At 68.6% G+C, this 16,813-nt stretch carries 15 protein-coding genes; 9 read left to right on the plus strand and 6 right to left on the minus strand.

Annotation, left to right across the window (positions count from 1 at the left end; genetic code table 11):
- Positions 1–110 precede the first annotated feature (110 nt).
- A complete protein-coding gene (locus ACVCL3_RS10470) occupies positions 111–1,157 on the plus strand; it encodes a LacI family DNA-binding transcriptional regulator (RefSeq protein WP_395120906.1) in 1,047 nt (348 codons plus the stop codon).
- A gap of 30 nt (positions 1,158–1,187) precedes the next feature.
- Here the strand turns inward: ACVCL3_RS10470 and ACVCL3_RS10475 are convergent, their stop codons facing one another.
- Positions 1,188–2,792 carry a S10 family peptidase gene (locus ACVCL3_RS10475; protein ID WP_447101221.1) on the minus strand — a complete coding sequence of 535 codons (1,605 nt, stop codon included), beginning with the start codon at positions 2,790–2,792 and terminating at the stop codon, positions 1,188–1,190.
- 87 nt (positions 2,793–2,879) lie between these two features.
- Between ACVCL3_RS10475 and ACVCL3_RS10480 the strand changes: the two genes are divergently transcribed.
- The 3 genes from ACVCL3_RS10480 to ACVCL3_RS10490 all read left to right on the plus strand — a co-directional run bounded on the left by ACVCL3_RS10480 (position 2,880) and on the right by ACVCL3_RS10490 (position 7,772).
- Entirely contained in the window at positions 2,880–4,847 is a 1,968-nt protein-coding gene (locus ACVCL3_RS10480) for a hypothetical protein (protein WP_447101222.1), read from the plus strand.
- Entirely contained in the window at positions 4,844–6,679 is a 1,836-nt protein-coding gene (locus ACVCL3_RS10485) for a tetratricopeptide repeat protein (protein ID WP_447101223.1), read from the plus strand. The genes ACVCL3_RS10480 and ACVCL3_RS10485 overlap by 4 nt, the downstream gene beginning before the upstream one ends.
- Before the next feature lie 283 nt (positions 6,680–6,962).
- Positions 6,963–7,772: a c-type cytochrome gene (locus ACVCL3_RS10490; RefSeq protein WP_447107225.1), complete on the plus strand. Its 810-nt coding sequence runs from the start codon at positions 6,963–6,965 to the stop codon at positions 7,770–7,772.
- 67 nt (positions 7,773–7,839) lie between these two features.
- On the opposite strand, the gene ACVCL3_RS10495 is transcribed toward ACVCL3_RS10490, so the two are convergent.
- On the minus strand, positions 7,840–8,718 hold the full coding sequence (locus ACVCL3_RS10495) for an NmrA family NAD(P)-binding protein (protein WP_447101225.1): 879 nt from the start codon (positions 8,716–8,718) through the stop codon (positions 7,840–7,842).
- A 101-nt stretch (positions 8,719–8,819) separates the two neighbouring features.
- On the opposite strand from ACVCL3_RS10495, the gene ACVCL3_RS10500 reads away from it, so the two are divergent.
- Positions 8,820–9,722 (plus strand): LysR family transcriptional regulator, encoded by a 903-nt coding sequence (locus ACVCL3_RS10500; protein ID WP_447101226.1) that lies wholly within the window; start codon positions 8,820–8,822, stop codon positions 9,720–9,722.
- A 67-nt stretch (positions 9,723–9,789) separates the two neighbouring features.
- On the opposite strand, the gene ACVCL3_RS10505 is transcribed toward ACVCL3_RS10500, so the two are convergent.
- From ACVCL3_RS10505 to ACVCL3_RS10520, 4 genes are all read right to left on the minus strand, one after another.
- Positions 9,790–10,647, minus strand: coding sequence for an EamA family transporter (locus ACVCL3_RS10505; protein WP_447101227.1), 858 nt, complete (start codon positions 10,645–10,647; stop codon positions 9,790–9,792).
- An 85-nt stretch (positions 10,648–10,732) separates the two neighbouring features.
- The gene (locus tag ACVCL3_RS10510; protein WP_447101228.1) at positions 10,733–11,137 is read right to left on the minus strand and encodes a TIGR01244 family sulfur transferase; all 405 of its coding nucleotides are present in this window, start codon (positions 11,135–11,137) and stop codon (positions 10,733–10,735) included.
- A gap of 28 nt (positions 11,138–11,165) precedes the next feature.
- Positions 11,166–12,032 carry an MBL fold metallo-hydrolase gene (locus tag ACVCL3_RS10515; RefSeq protein WP_447101229.1) on the minus strand — a complete coding sequence of 289 codons (867 nt, stop codon included), beginning with the start codon at positions 12,030–12,032 and terminating at the stop codon, positions 11,166–11,168.
- Between the two features lie 65 nt (positions 12,033–12,097).
- Positions 12,098–12,958 carry a helix-turn-helix transcriptional regulator gene (locus tag ACVCL3_RS10520; RefSeq protein ID WP_447101230.1) on the minus strand — a complete coding sequence of 287 codons (861 nt, stop codon included), beginning with the start codon at positions 12,956–12,958 and terminating at the stop codon, positions 12,098–12,100.
- A 242-nt stretch (positions 12,959–13,200) separates the two neighbouring features.
- Between ACVCL3_RS10520 and ACVCL3_RS10525 the strand changes: the two genes are divergently transcribed.
- The 4 genes from ACVCL3_RS10525 to ACVCL3_RS10540 all read left to right on the plus strand — a co-directional run bounded on the left by ACVCL3_RS10525 (position 13,201) and on the right by ACVCL3_RS10540 (position 16,757).
- Entirely contained in the window at positions 13,201–13,455 is a 255-nt protein-coding gene (locus ACVCL3_RS10525) for a hypothetical protein (protein WP_447097594.1), read from the plus strand.
- Between the two features lie 75 nt (positions 13,456–13,530).
- Positions 13,531–13,989, plus strand: a complete 459-nt coding sequence (locus ACVCL3_RS10530) for a MarR family winged helix-turn-helix transcriptional regulator (protein ID WP_395120893.1) — start codon at positions 13,531–13,533, stop codon at positions 13,987–13,989.
- 25 nt (positions 13,990–14,014) lie between these two features.
- Positions 14,015–15,541 (plus strand): efflux transporter outer membrane subunit, encoded by a 1,527-nt coding sequence (locus tag ACVCL3_RS10535; RefSeq protein ID WP_447101231.1) that lies wholly within the window; start codon positions 14,015–14,017, stop codon positions 15,539–15,541.
- A gap of 10 nt (positions 15,542–15,551) precedes the next feature.
- Entirely contained in the window at positions 15,552–16,757 is a 1,206-nt protein-coding gene (locus ACVCL3_RS10540) for an HlyD family efflux transporter periplasmic adaptor subunit (protein WP_447097596.1), read from the plus strand.
- Positions 16,758–16,813: the final 56 nt, after the last annotated feature.

A 16,813-nucleotide genomic window follows, 5' to 3' on the forward strand; every position in this document is an offset into this window, starting at 1 on the left:
CCAGTCCCGGGGCCATACGCTAGGATGCACACGCCGCCGCACACCGGCTGTGCGGCGGTGTCGGCACATGGCGCTGCCGGCGCCCCACTCACGATGCACGAGGTCCAGCGGTGCGCAGCGCCACCATCAAGGATGTCGCGGAACGGGCAGGCGTCTCGCTGAAGACGGTGTCGCGCGTCATCAACAACGAGCCCTCGGTGCATGCGCGCACGCGCGAGCGGGTGCAGCAGGCGATCGACGCGCTCGGCTACCAGCCCGACCCCACCGCGCGCAGCCTGCGCAGCACGCGTGCCTATGCGATCGGCCTGGTCTACGACAACCCGAACGCGCACTACATCATCAACCTGCAGCGCGGCGTGCTGTCGGTGTGCCGCTCCAGCGGCTTCGGCCTGCAGATCCATCCCTGCGATTCCTCCTCGCCGACGCTGGCCGAGGAGCTGTGCACGCTGGTGCGCCGCTCGCACCTGGCCGGGCTGGTGCTGGCGCCGCCGATGTCCGAGCAGCCCGCGCTGATCCAGGCGTTGAGCGACGCCGGGATTCCGTTCATCCGCATCATCTCCGCGCGCAAGGACCCGCAGGATGGCTACCCCTGCGTCTACGTGGACGACCGCGACGCGGCTTATGCGATCACCGAACACCTGATCCAGCTCGGCCACCAGCGCATCGGCTTCCTGTGGGGCGGGCGCGAGCACCGCTCCAGCCCGGAGCGCTACCAGGGCTACGAGGATGCGCTGAAGGATTACGGCATCGCGCTCGACCGCAAGCTGATCCTGCCCGGCGATTTCACCTTCGACGACGGCTTCCGCGGCGCACGCAAGCTGCTGGCGCTGAAGGACCGGCCCACCGCGATCTTCGGCTCCAACGACGAGATCGCCGCCGGCGTGCTGGCCGCGGCGCACTCGGACGGCATCAACGTGCCGTACGAGCTCTCCATCGCCGGCTTCGAGGACAGCCCGTTCTCCAAGCAGTCCTGGCCGGCATTGACCACCGCCCGCCAGGCCACCGAGGAGATCGCCCGCCACGCCGCGCAACGCCTGATCGGCGACCTGCAGCGCGCCGCCCACGGCGAGCCGGCGCAAGGCACCAACGAGGGCTTCAGCCCGGAACTGGTCGTGCGCGGTTCCACCGCGCCGCGGCACACCACCTCACGGCGCTGAACAGCCGGCCATCGCCCCCAGGGCGGGCGATTACTTCACGTTGTCGGTCTGCTCGATGAAGCGGGCGACGTTGTCGTGCAGCAGCTTCAGCGACGGCGCGTGCGCGTACACCATGTGGCCGGACGGATACCACGCATAGCTGATGTTGGCTTCGAGGCTGGCCGGGATCGGCAGGTGGTGCATCTCGTAGTCGGCGGCGAAGTAGGGCGTGGCCAGATCGTAGTAGCCGCCGTTGAGGTAGACCTTGAGACCCGGATTGGTCTTCATCGCCATCGCCAGGTCCGGCATCACGTTGGTCGAGGATTGCAGCGCCTCGCCCTGGACGCCCGGCGCCTTGTGCGAAAAGTCCCAATGGTCGATGTCGGCAAACAGCCGGTACTGTCGGCCCTGGCCGAACTTCAGCTCGCGCCGCACGTAATCGTTGAACGCGGACACGTAGGCCGAGCTGATCGCCGAGGATTGCGGGTCGTATTCGGAAGCCTTGCCCAGCGGATCGATCGTCGGGCCGGAGAAGCGCGTGTCGAGCCGGCCGGTGGTGGTGTCGTCGCCCGCCTGGAGCTCGTGCTCGAACATGCCGCCGCTGACGCGCAGGTTCGCCTTCAGCAGGTACGCCACCGGCAGCCCGGTGTACTGGTGCAGTTTCTCCGCCACCGCCTGCTTGCGCGCCTCGGGCAGCCGCGAGCCGGCCATCAGCGCCTGCGCGTACTCGCCCAGCGCGTACTGCTCCACCTCGCGCAGGAACGGCTCCAGCGCGGCCGGCTGCTGCGGCAACTTGTGGTGGTAGAACGCGGTGGCGGCGAAGGTCGGCAACGCCAGCTCATACGGCAGGTCGACGCCCGGATTGAACTCCGGCCCGTCGATGCTGGTGTCGAAATTGAGGATCTGCGAGAGCAGGATCACGCCGTTCAAGTCGACGCTGTCCTCGTTCTCCAGGATGTTGGCCAGCACCGCCGAGCGGGTGGTGCCGTAGCTTTCGCCGAACAGGTACTTCGGCGAGTTCCAGCGGTCGTACTTCGACAGGAAGCGGGTGATGAACTGGGCAAAGGCATGCGCGTCGCCGTCGACGCCGTAGATCGCCTTGCGCCGGTCCTTCATCTGCTCCTCGCGCTTGGCCTTGTCCTCGTCGTTCGCGATCAGCCGGCTGAAGCCGGCGCCGGGCGCATCGATGAACACCACGTCGGAGGCATCGAGCAGGCTGTAGTCGTTGTTGACCAGCTGGTACGGCGCCGCCGGCGTGTGCGTGTCGTCGCTGGTGACCACCCGCCTGGGCCCGAACGCGCCCATGTGCAGCCACACCGTGGCCGAGCCGGGACCGCCGTTGTAGATGAAGGTGACCGGCCGCTTGCCGGCATCGACGCCCTTCTTGAAATAGGCGACGTAGAACATGCTGACCTGCGGCTCGTCCTCCTTGTCGCCGCTGCCGTGCAGCACCAGCGTGCCGGCCACCGCCTTGTAGTCGACCCGCTTGCCCTCGACCGACACCGACCCCTCGCTGGTCGAGGACTGCGGCTGCACCAGCGCCGCGTCGGGCTTCGACTCGGGGGGCGCCTTGTCGTCCTTCTTGTCCGTGCCGGCAAAGGCCGTCGAGGTGAGCAGCAGCGCGGCAAGCACCGCGGCGAGGGGAAGTTTGCGCATGGGCTGGCATCCGGCAGGCGAAGCGCCGAGCTTAGGCTCCACCCCGGCCGGCCTTCATCCGCCAGAAGTCATTGCGCAGGAACTTGCGTGGCTGCAAAAGCCGCGGCCACGGACTGGCCGAAGGCAGCGGAAAGCCCCGCGATCTATGCCAGAATGCCGCCGCGGAACGAGCAGGGACGACGCGCTTTCGCGACTCGGCGCATGCCCATGGCCCAGCGGGGATTCTGGCGAGAGATCAGGCGCCGCCACGTGTATCGCGTGGCGGCTGCGTATGCCATTGTCGGCTGGCTGCTGATCCAGGTGGCGACGCAGGTGCTGCCGGTGTTCCATCTGCCGGACTGGATCGATCAGGCGGTGGTATTGCTGATCCTGCTCGGCTTCCCGATCGCGCTGGTGCTGGCATGGGCATTCGATGCCACGCCCCGAGGTATCGTGCGCACGGACGGCACCATCGGCACCGATTCGATGGCGCCATCACCGGCGCGCCACGCCGGCGTCGCGGTCGGCCTGATCGGCGTGCTGGTCGCTGCCATCGCGGGACTTGGCTGGTGGCATTTCCAGCACGACGCCAGGCAGCCGATGCAGGGTGTCGCGGCAGCATCCACGTCGACGGTTCGCGCCAACCCGCCGACGGCCGGGCCATCCACGAGCGCATCACTCGCGCCAACACTGCCCGCCAAGTCCATCGCGGTGCTGCCGTTCGTCAACATGAGCGGAGATCCGAAAAACGACTACTTCAGCGACGGCATCACCGAGGAAATCCTGGACGCGCTGGCGCAGTTGCCGCACCTGAAGGTCGCCGCGCGCACGTCCGCTTTTGCGTTCAAGGGCAAGGCCGAGGACTTGCGCAAGGTCGGCGACGTGCTGGACGTCGCCACCGTGCTGGAAGGCAGCGTGCAGAAATCCGGCGACGAGGTGCGCATCACCGCGCAGCTGATCGACACGCGCAGCGGCTATCACCTGTGGTCGGAAAAATACGATCGCAAGCTGACCAGCATCTTCGCGGTCGAGGATGAAATCTCCCAGGCGATCGCGGACAAGCTCAAAGTGCAGTTGGCGGGCGGAAGCGGTCAGTCGCTCGTCGCACAAAAAGCCGTTGAGCCGCGCGCACACGATTTTTATCTGCGCGGATTGACGTTGCTGGCCGTGCGTTCCGTGAGCGAGGCCGGTGACGCCTTCCAGCAGGCGGTGAAGATTGATCCCGACTACACGCAAGCATGGGCGGCGCTGGCCGAAGCGCAGGCATTGCTGCCTTCGTATACTTCGGGTTCGGAAGAGACCGCCGATACGCACGCGCTGGCTGCCGCACAGCATGCGCTTGCGCTGGATCCTGACGTCGCTCTGGCCTATGTCGCGCAGGGCATCGTCTACACCAACCAGATGCATTGGGCCGATGCCGATCGCGCGTTGCGACGCGCGCTCGCGTTGGCGCCCGGTGACGCCGAAGCGGTCGATCAATACGCGCAATTCCTGTACGCGGTCGGTCAAATCGAACCCGCCCTGGCGGAAATCGACCGGGCCCTGCAGCGCGATCCGCTCTCCGGTGTCAGTGGCGCCGTGCGTGCGCAGCTTCTGTTCGTGTTGCATCGCGATGATGCCGCGTTGAAACAGATCGAGAGCACACTGGCCGCGCATCCGGACGGACTGCTGGGGCACCGCATCGCGCTGTGGGTGTATCTCTCCCTGCATCGCTATCCCGAGGCGGAACGGCAGATGCGCCTGTCGAGCCCGTACCACCCCGATGTCAGCGCGCTGTTGGTGCGCGGCATCGCCGATCCGCATTTGCGTCCGAGCGCGGTCGAGGTCCTGGAGACGTCACCTGCGCTGGTCGATCTCCGCCATGACGCAATCGTGCACGCATTGTTCCTGGTCGCGCTGAGGGAAAACGAGCACGCACTCGCCGTTCTCGGGGAGTTTGCGGTCAATGGCGACAGCGCAACGCCACAACTGCTTTGGAATCGGGCGTTCGACCCGATCCGCAACGATTCGCGCTTCATGGCGGTGTTGAAGAAGATCGACCTGCCATACACGCCCGAGAAGTCCGGCACGCCATGAGCGCGCGGCCCTCACTCATTTCCGAACTCAAGCGCCGCAACGTATGGCGCGCCGCCATGCTCTACGCGGGCACGGTGTGGGCGTTCGGGCAGGGCCTGTCGCAGTTCAGCCCGGCGGTCGGGTTGCCGGACTGGGCGACGCGGTGGTTCCTGATTGCGGCGGCCATCGGGTTCCCGTTCTGGATCGCGTTCGCGTGGTTCTATGAATTCACGCCTGAAGGCCTGAGGCGCGAGAGCGAGATCGCGGCGGGCGATTCCATCGCGCACGCCACTGGCCGCAAGCTGGACAAGTGGATCATCGGCGTGCTGCTGGTCGCGGTCGTGCTGCTGCTGACAAATACGTTTGTGTGGCGCAAGGGCGCGGGATTGGGCGACGGTCCGGGGTCCATCGTTCCGGCAAAATCCATCGCCGTGCTGCCGTTCGAGGATTTGAGTCCCGCCCACGATCACGGCTATTTCTCCGCCGGCATGGCCGAGGAACTGTTGAATGCGCTGGCGCGCGTGCAGGATCTGCGCGTCGCCGGGCGCGCCTCCTCGTTCTATTACGGCGACCACAATGCCGACCTGCGCACGATCGGCAAGGCGCTGGATGTGGCCAACGTGCTGGAAGGTTCGGTGCGCACGCAGGGCCAGGCGGTGCGGATCAGCGTGCAACTGATCCGCACCCGCGACGGTTTCGAGGCATGGTCGCAGAGTTACGACGGCAACCTGGACAACATCTTCGACCTGCAGGAGCGGATCGCCCGGGCGATCACCGAGCATCTGAAAGTGGTGTTGGGCGATGTCGGCAACACGCGGCTGGTGCCGGTGGCCACCCGCAGCGCGGACGCATACGCGGATTTCGTCACCGCGCAGGAACTGGTGAATCGCCGCGTGGGCGACAGCCTGCCGCGCGCGATTGCCTTGTTGCAGCAGGCGACGGCCCTCGATCCAGGCTTCGCGCGCGCCTGGTCCAAGCTCGCCGTGGCCAACGCGGTGCTGCCGCAATATGTAGCCGGTGACTGGAACGCGAGCTGGAAGACATCCGACGATGCCGCCCATCGTGCATTGGCGCTCGATCCGGGCGATGCGGAAGCCTATGCCGCGCTCAGCTACAACCAGTTTTCGCAGCGCCACTACACGGCCATGGTGGAACCGATGCAGCGGGCGCTGAAGCTGGCGCCGGAGAACTCCGCGGTCAACTACTGGGCCGCCAACGAGTTCGCCGCGATGGGCCGCACCCGCACCGCAGAGGCGCGCATCGATGCGGCGCTCGTCGACGATCCGGCCAATCCCCTGCTGCTGTTCTACAAGAGCATGCTGCGCTGGCGCGAAGGCGATCAGGCCGGCGCGCTGGCCTACGTCCATCGCGCCGGCGTGGCGGATTCGGCGTTCGGCGCGTTGATGCTGGAGTTCTACGATGCCGCGCACGGCGACGTGCAGGCTTCCGCGCGGGACTTCGCAAGCTCCACCAGCGAGATGGGCACGAAGATTTCCCGCGCGGATTTGCAGGAGATCTACCGCGGCACCTACGGCGATGCCGCACAACGCCAGGCCGCATTGCAGATCGTCGCCACGCACGCCGATGACAATTGGGCGCCGACCATGCTGCTGCAACTCGGCGCACCGGCGCGTTCATTCGATCTGTATGAGCACGGCCACAGCGGACTGTCCGACGCCTATTTGAACTGGCTGTGGCAGCCGGAACCCTGGTCGCGCCGGGCGCGCCGCGATCCCGCTTTTCAGGGCTTTGCGCAACGCCTCGGCATGCTCGCGTACTGGAAGCAGTACGGCTGGCCGGACCTGTGCAAGCCCACGCCGGCCCCCGGTGCGCAGGCATTTGTTTGCTCATGAACCCGGCCGCCCGGCTTTGTGACCGATAGCGCCAGCTCACACCGGCGCAGCGTGGAGTTTTTCAACCGGCAAGGGGAACGACATGCGAATCGAAGGCAGGAAGTGGACGACGCTCATCACCACGGCTCTTCTGTGCCAGGTGTTCCCCGTGCTCGCGACCCACGCTCCGGTCGGCGGGGAATCGCCAGACGCGGAGATTGACGCGGCCGAGGCATGGGCGTTTCCGCGATTTCCGCCGCCGGACCCGCACGCGCCGAAGTCCGACCCGGCCAGAATCATTCACGTGGCGGGCAGCACGCGCAGTTACACGCAGGCGCAACTGGACGTCGAGCACTTCGTTCCCGACTGGTTCCCGCAGGACCATTCGGCCGCGCCACCGATCGTCACCGTCGATCGCCAGCCCGGCTGGCCATGGCCGTGCGCGGAATGCCACATGGTGAATGGCGCCGGCGTTCCCGCGACCGCGCAGATCATGGGTTTGCCGAAGGGCTACATCCTCGAACAGGTGGCCGCGTTCCGGCACGGCCAGCGCGGGGCGAGCGCGCCGCGCACCACGCAGGACATGGCCGACGAGGCGCGCAGCCTCAGCGACGACGACCTGCAGCTCGCCGCCGGCTATTTTTCGCGGCTGAAGTTCGTGCCGCATACGCGCGTGGTCGAAAGCGCGAACGTGCCGAAGATCCACTGGATGGAATTCGTGCAGGTGCCGGATCGGGGTGGCGCGCGCGAACCGCTGGGCGAGCGCATCGTCGAGGTACCGGTGTCCTTCGATGACTATCGATACGGCAGCGACCGCACCCGCTATGTCGCCTACGTGCCGCCCGGCAGCATCGCGCGTGGCGCGGTGATCGCGGCCAACGGCAGCAGCGCGGCGCCAGCCTGCGAGTCCTGCCACGGCGCGAAGCTGCAGGGCACGGACCTCATTCCGCCGCTGGCCGGACGCTCGCCGACCTATATCGTGCGCGAGCTGCTGCTGTTCCGCGCTGGCCAGCGTTCGAATCCCGCCGCCGCGCCGATGCGGCTGGAAGCCTCGCAGCTGACCGTCGACGACATGATTGCGGTGGCGGCGTATGCGGGATCGCGCACGCCGTGAGGTTCACGCGGAACGGGGCGCGGATGGCGCCCCGGGTGCCCGCGCCGTTCGCCCGGCGCCCATGCCCTCACCCCGCCTGCCAGGCCGTGGCCAGTTCGACGGCAAGATCGCGGTAACGGCGCGGCGGATGCCCGAGCAGGCCAGTGAGGATTTCCGCCGCGCCAGGTTTGCCGAGCATGCCGTCGACATGGAACCGCGCCAGCATCAGGCGCAGGTCATGGGCTGCCCAGGACGGCATCAGGCCGGCCATGAAAGTCTCCCAGGCATCAAGGTCGTTGCCCGCAGGCGTCACCGGCCTGCCGAGCACGCCGGACCAGATCGTCGCCAGCGCATCGCCGGTCAGCACGTCCGGCCCGCTGATCTCGATCACCTCGCGCGGCAGTGGCGCCGCCGCTCGCGCGCGACGCAGCAGCGCGGCCACCGCGACCTCGGCGATGTCGCGCACGTCGACCATCGCCACGCCGACGTTGCCGATAGGCATGCCGTAGCGGCCCTGTTGCAACAGGCCGTCGCGAAGCATCGCGTCGTTCTGCATGAAGTAGGACGGGCGCAGCACGGTCGCCGGCAGGTCGAACTGCTCGATCATCCGCTCCACCGTGTACTTGCCGGTGAAATGCGGCACGTCGGTGTATCTGTCGCTGTTGAGCACCGACAGATACACGATGCGTTTGATGCCGGCCTCGCGCGCCAGGCTCAGCGTGCCGATGGCCTGGGTCACTTCATCGGCAACCACGGCGTTGAGCAGGAACAGCGTGTCGGCCTCCTTCAGTGCGGCACGCATGGAGGGGACATCGGTCATGTCGCCCTTGACCGCGATGACGCCGTCGGGGAACGACGCCTGGTCCGGGTTGCGCGTCAGCGCATGGACGCTGGCGCCCTGTGCGGCCAGGCCGCGGACGACGAGGCTGCCGATGGTGCCGGTGCTGCCGGTGACGAGAATGTTCATGGGGATCTCCTTGGAAGTGTTGGACAGCGCCATCCTGATGTTTCACGAAGCGTCCCGATAGCCGCATAATCTGGACATCCCGTCTCGCTCATGGAACACCCGTGGATCTGCTCGCCCTGGCCGATTTCAACGACGTGGCGCGACACGGCGGCTTCGGCCGCGCCGCCCGGGCCACCGGCCGACCCAAGGCCACGCTGTCGCGACGGGTACGCCAGCTGGAGGATGCGCTGGGCGTTCGCCTGTTCGAGCGCGGCGGCCACACGCTCCGGCTGACGCCGGAGGGACGCGAGCTGCAGGAACGGACGCAGTCGCTGCTGGAACACATCGACGAAGTGGGCGAGGCGTTGCGCGGGAGCATCGGCACGCCACGCGGCCGTCTGCGCATCAGCGCGCCGGTGCTGTTCGGCCAGCGCGGCCTGGGCCGCATCGCCGCGGACTACGCGCTCGCCTACCCCCAGGTGCAGCTGGAAGTGGTCACCGAGGATCGCTTCGTCGATCCGGTGGATGACGATTTCGACCTGATCATCCGCGCCAACCCCGACCCCTCGACCGACCTGGCCGGCCGCTGCTTCCTGCGCGACGTGATGGTGGTCGTGGCCACGCCGTCACTGCTGCGGCCAGCGGGAAGAAGTGACGCCGTGGTGCCCGCAATCACGTTGTCGCGCACGCCGCCCGATGCGACCTGGCAGCTCAGTCGCGCACGCAGCGTGCGCCGCATCGCCACGCATACGGTGCTGCGTCTGTCGTCGATGGCGATGATCCACGATGCGGTGCTCGCCGGCGTGGGCGCCGCCGCGATGCCGCGCTCGCTGGTCCAGGCCGACATCGACGCGGGCCGGCTGCTCGACTGGGGCGCGCTCGCCGACCACTCGGTCGAAGTCTGGGCCCTGTATCCCTCGCATCGCCACCTGAGCGCCCGCGTGGCCGCCTTCGTGAAGTTGCTGCTGGATCGCTTTGAAAATGCCTCACCGGGTGCGTTCGCCCGACTCGCGAGCGCGAGATGAAGCGGCGTCGATGATCCGGCCCGCCCGATGGCTGGCCGATAGGCAAAATCCACAGGCAGGCGACCCGTCAGCCGCGCGCCAGCACCCCGATCGCCACCGCCGCCAGCGCCACGCCGGCGAGGTTGAGCCGGCTCAGCCGTTCGCGGAACAGCAGCAGGCCGACCAGCGCGCCCAGTGCCACCACGCCGATGTTCATGCTGGCGAAGACCAGCGCCGGGTGGTCGGGCAAGGCGCGGTGGCCGCGCAGGTAGAACAGGATGTTGCCGAAGTTGGCCAGGCCCAGCAGCAGTCCGGCGCCGGCGCTACGGGCGGTGAAGCGGGTGGTGCCGCGTGCGCGCCGCCACAGCTGCATGGCGGAGGCGACCAGCAGGGCGAGCGCGAACATCGCCTGCAGCGAGGTACCCAGCGCCACGCCGGCGAGGGCCACGCGCTTGAACAGGATGTCGATCACGCCGAAGCCGGCGAACACCAGCAGCGGATACAGCCAGCCGGCCGCACCGGGATCGGCCGGCGAGCGTTCGCTGCGCCAGACCATGCCCAGCAGGGCAAGCAGGCCCAGCGCGATGCCGCCGAGCTTGAACGCGGAGAGTTGCTCGCCGAACAGCACGAACGCGGCCAGCAGGGAAAGCAGCAGCGACAGCCGCTGCGCCGCGTCGCTGCGCACGATGCCGGCGTGGCGCACCGCCGCGGCCAGCGCCAGGAAGATCGTGGGCAGCAGGATGCCCAGCGCAACCAGTGCCAGCCACGGCACCTCGCCGCCGCGCAGGCTCGCCGGCGACGGCTGCAGCAGCAGCGCGGTGAGCGCGCTGGTGGCCACGTAGTTCCAGGCGATCGCCTGGCTCACGTCGATGCGCCAGCGCCGCGCCAGCTTCAGCAGCACCGACACCGCCACGCTGCACAACACGCTCAACAGCACGAAGAACATCCGACCCTCCCGCGACAAACAGCGCGCATTGTGCCGCAAGCGGCACGCGAGTCAGTCGCGCCGCGCGCGGCGGCGCCTCAAGGCGTCAGCCCAGCCACGGCCGCAGCATCGACAGGTCGTAGCCCGCCGCGCGCGCCGTGGCCAGGATCTCGTCGGCCGTGCCCGGCGCCAGCATCGCCCACAGCGCGCTGCTGCGCGTGCCGCTGCGGCAGAACGCCAGCAGCGGGCCGGGCAGTTCTTCCAGCGCCGCGCCGAACTCCTGCAAGGTCGCGGGTGCGAACGGCATGCCCGCCACCGGGATATGCCGCCAGGCCAGGCCGGCGGTACGCGCCGCCGATTCCAGCGTGGCATTGTCCGGCTGGCCGGGTTCCTCGCCGTCGGGGCGGTTGTTGACGATGCCGCGAAAACCCTGCGCGGCGAGTTCCGCGATGTCGTCGACGTCGATTTGCGCGCTGACGCTCAGCGCACCGGCAAGCGGATGGATCTGCATGCAATGCTCCGTAGAAAGGGATGGACGCCTACAGCGCGTCCAGCGGGATTTTCAGATAGCGCACGCCATTGTCCTCGGCCGGCGGCAACCGGCCGGCGCGCATGTTCACCTGCACCGCCGGCAGCAGCAGTTGCGGCACCTTCAGCGTGGCATCGCGCGCGCGGCGCATGGCGACGAACTCCTCCTCGCCGATGCCGTCATGCACGTGGATGTTGCCCTGGCGTTCGGCCGCCACCGTGGTCTGGTGCGCGAACTCGTCGCGGCCGGGGGCCTTGTAGTCGTGGCACAGGAAGATCCGGGTGGCCTCCGGCAGCGCGAAGATGCGCCGGATCGAGCGGTACAGCGTAGCCGCGTCGCCGCCGGGGAAGTCGCAGCGTGCGGTGCCGTAGTCGGGCATGAACAGCGTGTCGCCGACAAACGCCGCGTCGCCGATCAGGTGGGTCATGCACGCCGGCGTGTGCCCCGGCGTGTGGATCGCCTGCGCCTCGATCCCGCCTACCCGATAGCGCTCGCCATCGGTGAACAGGTGGTCGAACTGGCTGCCGTCGCGGGCGAACCCGTCGCCGGCGTTGAACAGCGCGCCGAACGTATCCTGCACCTCGCGGATGTGCTCGCCGATCGCCAGCTTGCCGCCCAGCCGCGCTTGCACGTAGGACGCCGCCGACAGGTGGTCGGCATGCACGTGGGTGTCGATCACCCAATCGAGCGTCAGCCCCTCGGCGCGCACGAACGCAATGACGGCATCGGCGGCGGCGTGGCCGGTGCGCCCGGAGGCCGCCTCGTAATCGAGCACCGCATCGAGCACGGCGGCCCTTCGGGTGGCCGGGTCCCAGGCCACGTAGCTGAAGGTATGGCTGGCCTGGTCGAAGAACGCCCGCACGTCGGGGCTTGGCATGTCCGTCTCCTCGCGGTGAAATCGGGATCGCGGAGATTATGGCCCCTGCGGCAACGGTCGCCGCATCACGCCGATTGCGCGGTCTGCTCCGCCGCGAGGCGCCGGGCGACGCGCGCGAAGCTCGCCGCGGTCTCGGCATTCGCCGGCGCGAAGAAGAACGCGGTGGCGCGATCGACGTGGTCGCTGTCGCGGATCGGCAGGCGCATCGAATGGATGCTGAGGTCGCCGAACTCGCGATGGAAGAACGGCACCACGATCGCGCTCAGCGGCGCGGTGTGGCAGCGCTGCCAGAGTTCGACGAACTCCGCGCTGGCCTCGGCCAGCGCCTCGGTCAGCCGGGCGAAGCGCGGGTCTTCCGGATGCGCCGCCTGGTTCATGCGGAACATGCCGAGCAGATTCAGCGCGCCGTTCTCGAAATCCGGATACAGCCGCCGCCGCGCCGGATTCATGAACGCGTTCCACAGGTGGTTGTCGGCGAACGGGCCGTCGAACTCGCCGAAGTCGTACAGGCACTCGGCCATGCGGTTCCAGGCCAGCACGTTGAACACCGTGTCCAGCACGAAGGCCGGCGCCTGGTACATCCGCAGCACCTCGTGCATCACCGGCGGCAGGCTGAAGTGATGTTCCGGCACGTCGGTGCGCGACAGCCCCATCAGGGCGAACAGGTAGGCCTCGTCGGTCGGCGACAGCGACAGCGCGCGGGCGATCCGGGTCAGCGCCGCCGCCGATACGTTGATTGCACGGCCCTGCTCCAGCCACGTGTACCAGGTGACGCCGACCTCGGCCAGCGCCGCCACTTCCTCGCGGCGCAGTCCCGGCGTCAGCCGGCGCGAACCCCGCGGCAGACCCGCCGCCTCGGGCGTGAGCGCGGCACGCCGCGTGCGCAGGAAGGCCTTCAGCTCGGTGCGTTGCATGGATGCTTTCATGGGCGATCCGGAACGGGTAGTGGGAGTACCAGCAGTGGGGACTGCCTTCCCATGCTACGTCGCAGCGACCTAATGTCGCCTGTCCCCCAAGTCATGTGCCCACACGTGACCGTGACGCCGGCGATGCGGTCACGCCCGTCCGCGGCGCACCTCCCAGCCGCCACGCCCGCCGCGCTGTCTTGCAGCCTGTCACGACGCGGCACCCGCCGACGTCCTTGTGCCAACCCATGCAGGAGATCGACATGTCGTTACTCCCCGTCCCCACCCCCGTCCATGCCCCACGCATCGATGCGCTCACCGATTTCGTGATCCATGCCCAGTTGATGCTGGATCCGGCCACCCCGGAATCGGTGCGCCGCGAAGCCGAACCGCGCCTGCTGGCACAACTGCCGATCCTGCAGGCGCTGGGCGTATTCGAACTGTTCACCCTCCGCGATCCGGCGCTGCACGCGCTGGTGCGCGACGAGCTGCAGGCCCAGCGGGTGCGTGCCGCCTGACATCTTGCCAAGGCAAAAGCATTCCAGCACATATTTGCCTTGACAAATATACTTGAGGCAATAGAATGCGCGGCCATGAATACCGAGTCGCTCGCCTTTGCCACCCCGAAAGAAAGCCTGGGCATCCTGCTCGGGCTGGTGCGCGCGGAGATCGTGCGGGCGATGGAAGCCGAGCTGGCCGCGCAGAACGTGAACCTGCGCTTCACCCAGTTCCTGATCCTCAAGCGGTTGGCGAGGCTCGGCCCGATGTCGGCCAGCGAGCTGGCCCGCTCGGTCGAACTGGACGGCGGCGCGATGACCCGCCAGCTCGACCAGCTCGAACGCAAGGGCTACCTGCGCCGCTGCCCGCATGAACAGGATCGCCGCGCGTTGCGGATCGAGCTGACCGAGTCGGGCCAGGCGATCTGGCAGCAGCTGACCGACTGCAACGAACGCGTGCTGAATGCCGCCCAGCGCTCGCTGGACGAGGCCGAACAGGCCCGGTTGCACGACTACCTGGAGCGCGTGCTGCACGCCCTTCGCGACAAGAACTGACCCTCCCCCTCGGAGCCCCCCACGTATGCGTCTGCATCACCTTGCGGCTGCCACCGCCCTGACCCTCGCGCTGGCCGCCTGCGCCAGCAGCGGCGGCCTGCATCCGAACGGCGCGCCGCTCGACCCCGCCTCGCTGAAAGCCGCGCACCATCTCGGCGCGAACGACATCGCGGCCGCCTGGCCCGAAAGCGACTGGTGGAGCGCACTGGGCGACCCGCAGCTCGACCGGCTGATCCGCGAAGCGCTGGCCGACAACCCCGGCCTGGCCGTGGCCGATGCGCGCGCCCGCGCGGCGCAGGCGGCCGCCGGCCTGGCCGACACCGCGCGCCGCCCCAGCGTGAATGCCGGGGCCAGCGTTTCCGGCGCGCGCATCCCGACCACGGTGATGCCCGCCGATGCCGGCGGCGGCCACTTCAACCTGGCCAGCTACGCCTACGCCAGCTTCAAGTGGGGCCTGGATCTGTGGGGCGGCAAGCGCGCCGCGTGGGAAGCCGCGCTGGGCGCGTCGCGTGCCGCCGAGGTCGAGGCCCGCGCCGCGCGCATCGAACTGTCCGGCAACGTGGCCCGCGCCTATGCGCAACTCGGTTATGCCTTCGCCCAGCAGGACCTGGCCGCCGGCGAGCTGAAACGCGCGCAACAGTCGCAGCAGCTCACCGCGCAGCGCGTGGCCGCCGGCATCGACAACCGCATCGTGCTGAAGCAGGCCGAGGCCGAAGTGGCCACGGATGAGCAGGCAGCCGCGCTGGCCGATCGCGCGGTGGATGCTGCGCGCTCCGCGCTGTCCGTGCTGCTCGGCAAAGGCCCGGATCGCGGCGACGAGATCACCCGTCCACAGGTGCTGGCGCCGGCCGAGCTGGCGGTGCCGGAGAATCTGCCGCTGGAACTGATCGGCCATCGCGCCGACCTGGTCGCCGCGCGCTGGCGGGTCGAGGCCGCGGGCAAGGACATCAAGGCGGCCAAGACCGAGTTCCTGCCCAACATCAGCATCGGCGCGATGGCCGGCGTGCTCCGGCTCGGCGGCGGCAACCCGTTCACCCTGCCGGCGCGCTTCTACCAGCTCGGCCCCTCGCTGAGCCTGCCGATCTTCGACGGCGGCCGGCTGCGCGCCAACCTTTCGGCCAAGGACGCCCAGTACGACCTGGCCGTGGCGCAGTACAACCAGACCCTGGTCGGCGCGGTGAACGAGGTTGCCGACGACGTCTCGGCGACGCAATCGCTGCAGCGGCAGCTCGCTGCCCAGCAGCGCGCGCAGGCCGCCGCGCGGCAGGCGTGGGATCTCGCGCTGCAGCGTTACCAGGCCGGCGTCGGCAGCTACCTGGAAGCGCTCAGCGTGCGCCAGCAGCTGCTGGCCGCCGACCGCGGCGTGGCCGCGCTGCAGGCGCAACAGGTCGACCGTTCGATCCAGTTGATCCAGGCCTTGGGCGGTGGATACCGCCCCCAGAGTCAAGCACCCCGCGGTGGATACCGCCCGCAGGATCAGGCACCCCGCGACGGCTACCCGCCGCAGGCCGGCGCGCCGGCACCGTCATCTTCCACTTTTGCGCATCGCTGAGGCTTCCCCCATGTCTGCTCAACCCTCATCCGACTCGAACGAGAGCAAGGCCGAGTCCAGGCCGCCGCTGCCGGCGCCGAAGAAATCCCGCGGCGCGCTGCTGCGCGCGCTCGGCGTGGTAGTGCTGCTCGCCGCCATTGGCTGGGGCCTCTGGTACTTCCTCGAAGGCCGCTGGTACGAGAGCACCGACGACGCCTACGTCAACGGCAACGTGGTGCAGATCACCCCGCAGGTGCCCGGCACCGTGGTCAGCATCGGCGCCGACGACGGCAACCTGGTGCACGCCGGCGACGTGCTGGTGAAACTCGACCCCAGCGATGCCGACGTGGCCCTGGCCGAGGCGAAGGCCAACCTGGCGCTGACCGTGCGCAAGGTGCGCGGCCTGTACTCCAGCGTCAGCGGCGCACACGCCGACGTCGCCGCCAGCCAGACGGCGGTGGCGAAGGCGCGCTCCGACTACGAGCGGCGCGTGGCGTTGGCCAAGTCCGGCGCGATCTCGACCGAGGAACTGGCGCATGCCCGCGACGCGCTGACCACCGCGCAGAACGCCCTCATCACGGCGCAGCAGCAGTACCAGACCAGCAAGGTGCTGGTCGACGACACCGTGGTCGCCTCGCACCCGGACGTGCAGGTGGCGGCGGCCCAGCTGCGCGCCGCCTACCTCGCCGACGCGCGCACGCAGTTGCTGGCCCCGGTGGACGGCTATGTGGCCAAACGCTCGGTGCAGGTCGGCCAGCGCGTGCAGCCCGGCACGCCGCTGATGGCGGTGGTGCCGCTTCACCAGGTGTGGATCGACGCCAATTTCAAGGAGACCCAGCTCACCGACATGCGCATCGGCCAGCCGGTGGAGATCGAATCGGACGTCTACGGCGGCGCGGTGAGCTACACCGGCAAGGTGGAGAGCCTGGGCATCGGCACCGGCAGCGCGTTCTCGCTGCTGCCGGCGCAGAACGCCACCGGCAACTGGATCAAGATCGTGCAGCGCATCCCGGTGCGGGTGGTGTTCACCGACCCGAAGCAGCTGGAGCAGCACCCGTTGCGGCTGGGCATGTCGCTCAACGTGGACGTCAACCTGCATGACCGCAGCGGCCCCACGCTGGCGCAGCGCGCGCCCTCGCAACCCGCCTTCAGCACCGACATCTACAAGCAGCAGCTGGCCAAGGCGGATGCGGCGATCAAGGAGATCATCCACGCCAACATGGCCGGCGAAAAATGACGCGATATCGCCCCTCTCCCTCCCGGCGACCGAAGGAAGTCCCCTTGCGGGTGAGA

The sequence above is a fragment of the Rhodanobacter sp. UC4437_H4 genome (genome assembly GCF_052978425.1).

Bases quoted from the DNA above. Each gene is read 5' to 3' on its own strand.
- ACVCL3_RS10475 (WP_447101221.1), bottom strand. From the start codon at position 2,792: ATGCGCAAACTTCCCCTCGCCGCGGTGCTTGCCGCGCTGCTGCTCACC.
- ACVCL3_RS10485 (WP_447101223.1), top strand. From the start codon at position 4,844: ATGAGCGCGCGGCCCTCACTCATTTCCGAACTCAAGCGCCGCAACGTA.
- ACVCL3_RS10495 (WP_447101225.1), bottom strand. From the start codon at position 8,718: ATGAACATTCTCGTCACCGGCAGCACCGGCACCATCGGCAGCCTCGTC.
- ACVCL3_RS10505 (WP_447101227.1), bottom strand. From the start codon at position 10,647: ATGTTCTTCGTGCTGTTGAGCGTGTTGTGCAGCGTGGCGGTGTCGGTG.
- ACVCL3_RS10510 (WP_447101228.1), bottom strand. From the start codon at position 11,137: ATGCAGATCCATCCGCTTGCCGGTGCGCTGAGCGTCAGCGCGCAAATC.
- ACVCL3_RS10515 (WP_447101229.1), bottom strand. From the start codon at position 12,032: ATGCCAAGCCCCGACGTGCGGGCGTTCTTCGACCAGGCCAGCCATACC.
- ACVCL3_RS10520 (WP_447101230.1), bottom strand. From the start codon at position 12,958: ATGAAAGCATCCATGCAACGCACCGAGCTGAAGGCCTTCCTGCGCACG.
- ACVCL3_RS10525 (WP_447097594.1), top strand. From the start codon at position 13,201: ATGTCGTTACTCCCCGTCCCCACCCCCGTCCATGCCCCACGCATCGAT.
- ACVCL3_RS10530 (WP_395120893.1), top strand. From the start codon at position 13,531: ATGAATACCGAGTCGCTCGCCTTTGCCACCCCGAAAGAAAGCCTGGGC.
- ACVCL3_RS10535 (WP_447101231.1), top strand. From the start codon at position 14,015: ATGCGTCTGCATCACCTTGCGGCTGCCACCGCCCTGACCCTCGCGCTG.
- ACVCL3_RS10540 (WP_447097596.1), top strand. From the start codon at position 15,552: ATGTCTGCTCAACCCTCATCCGACTCGAACGAGAGCAAGGCCGAGTCC.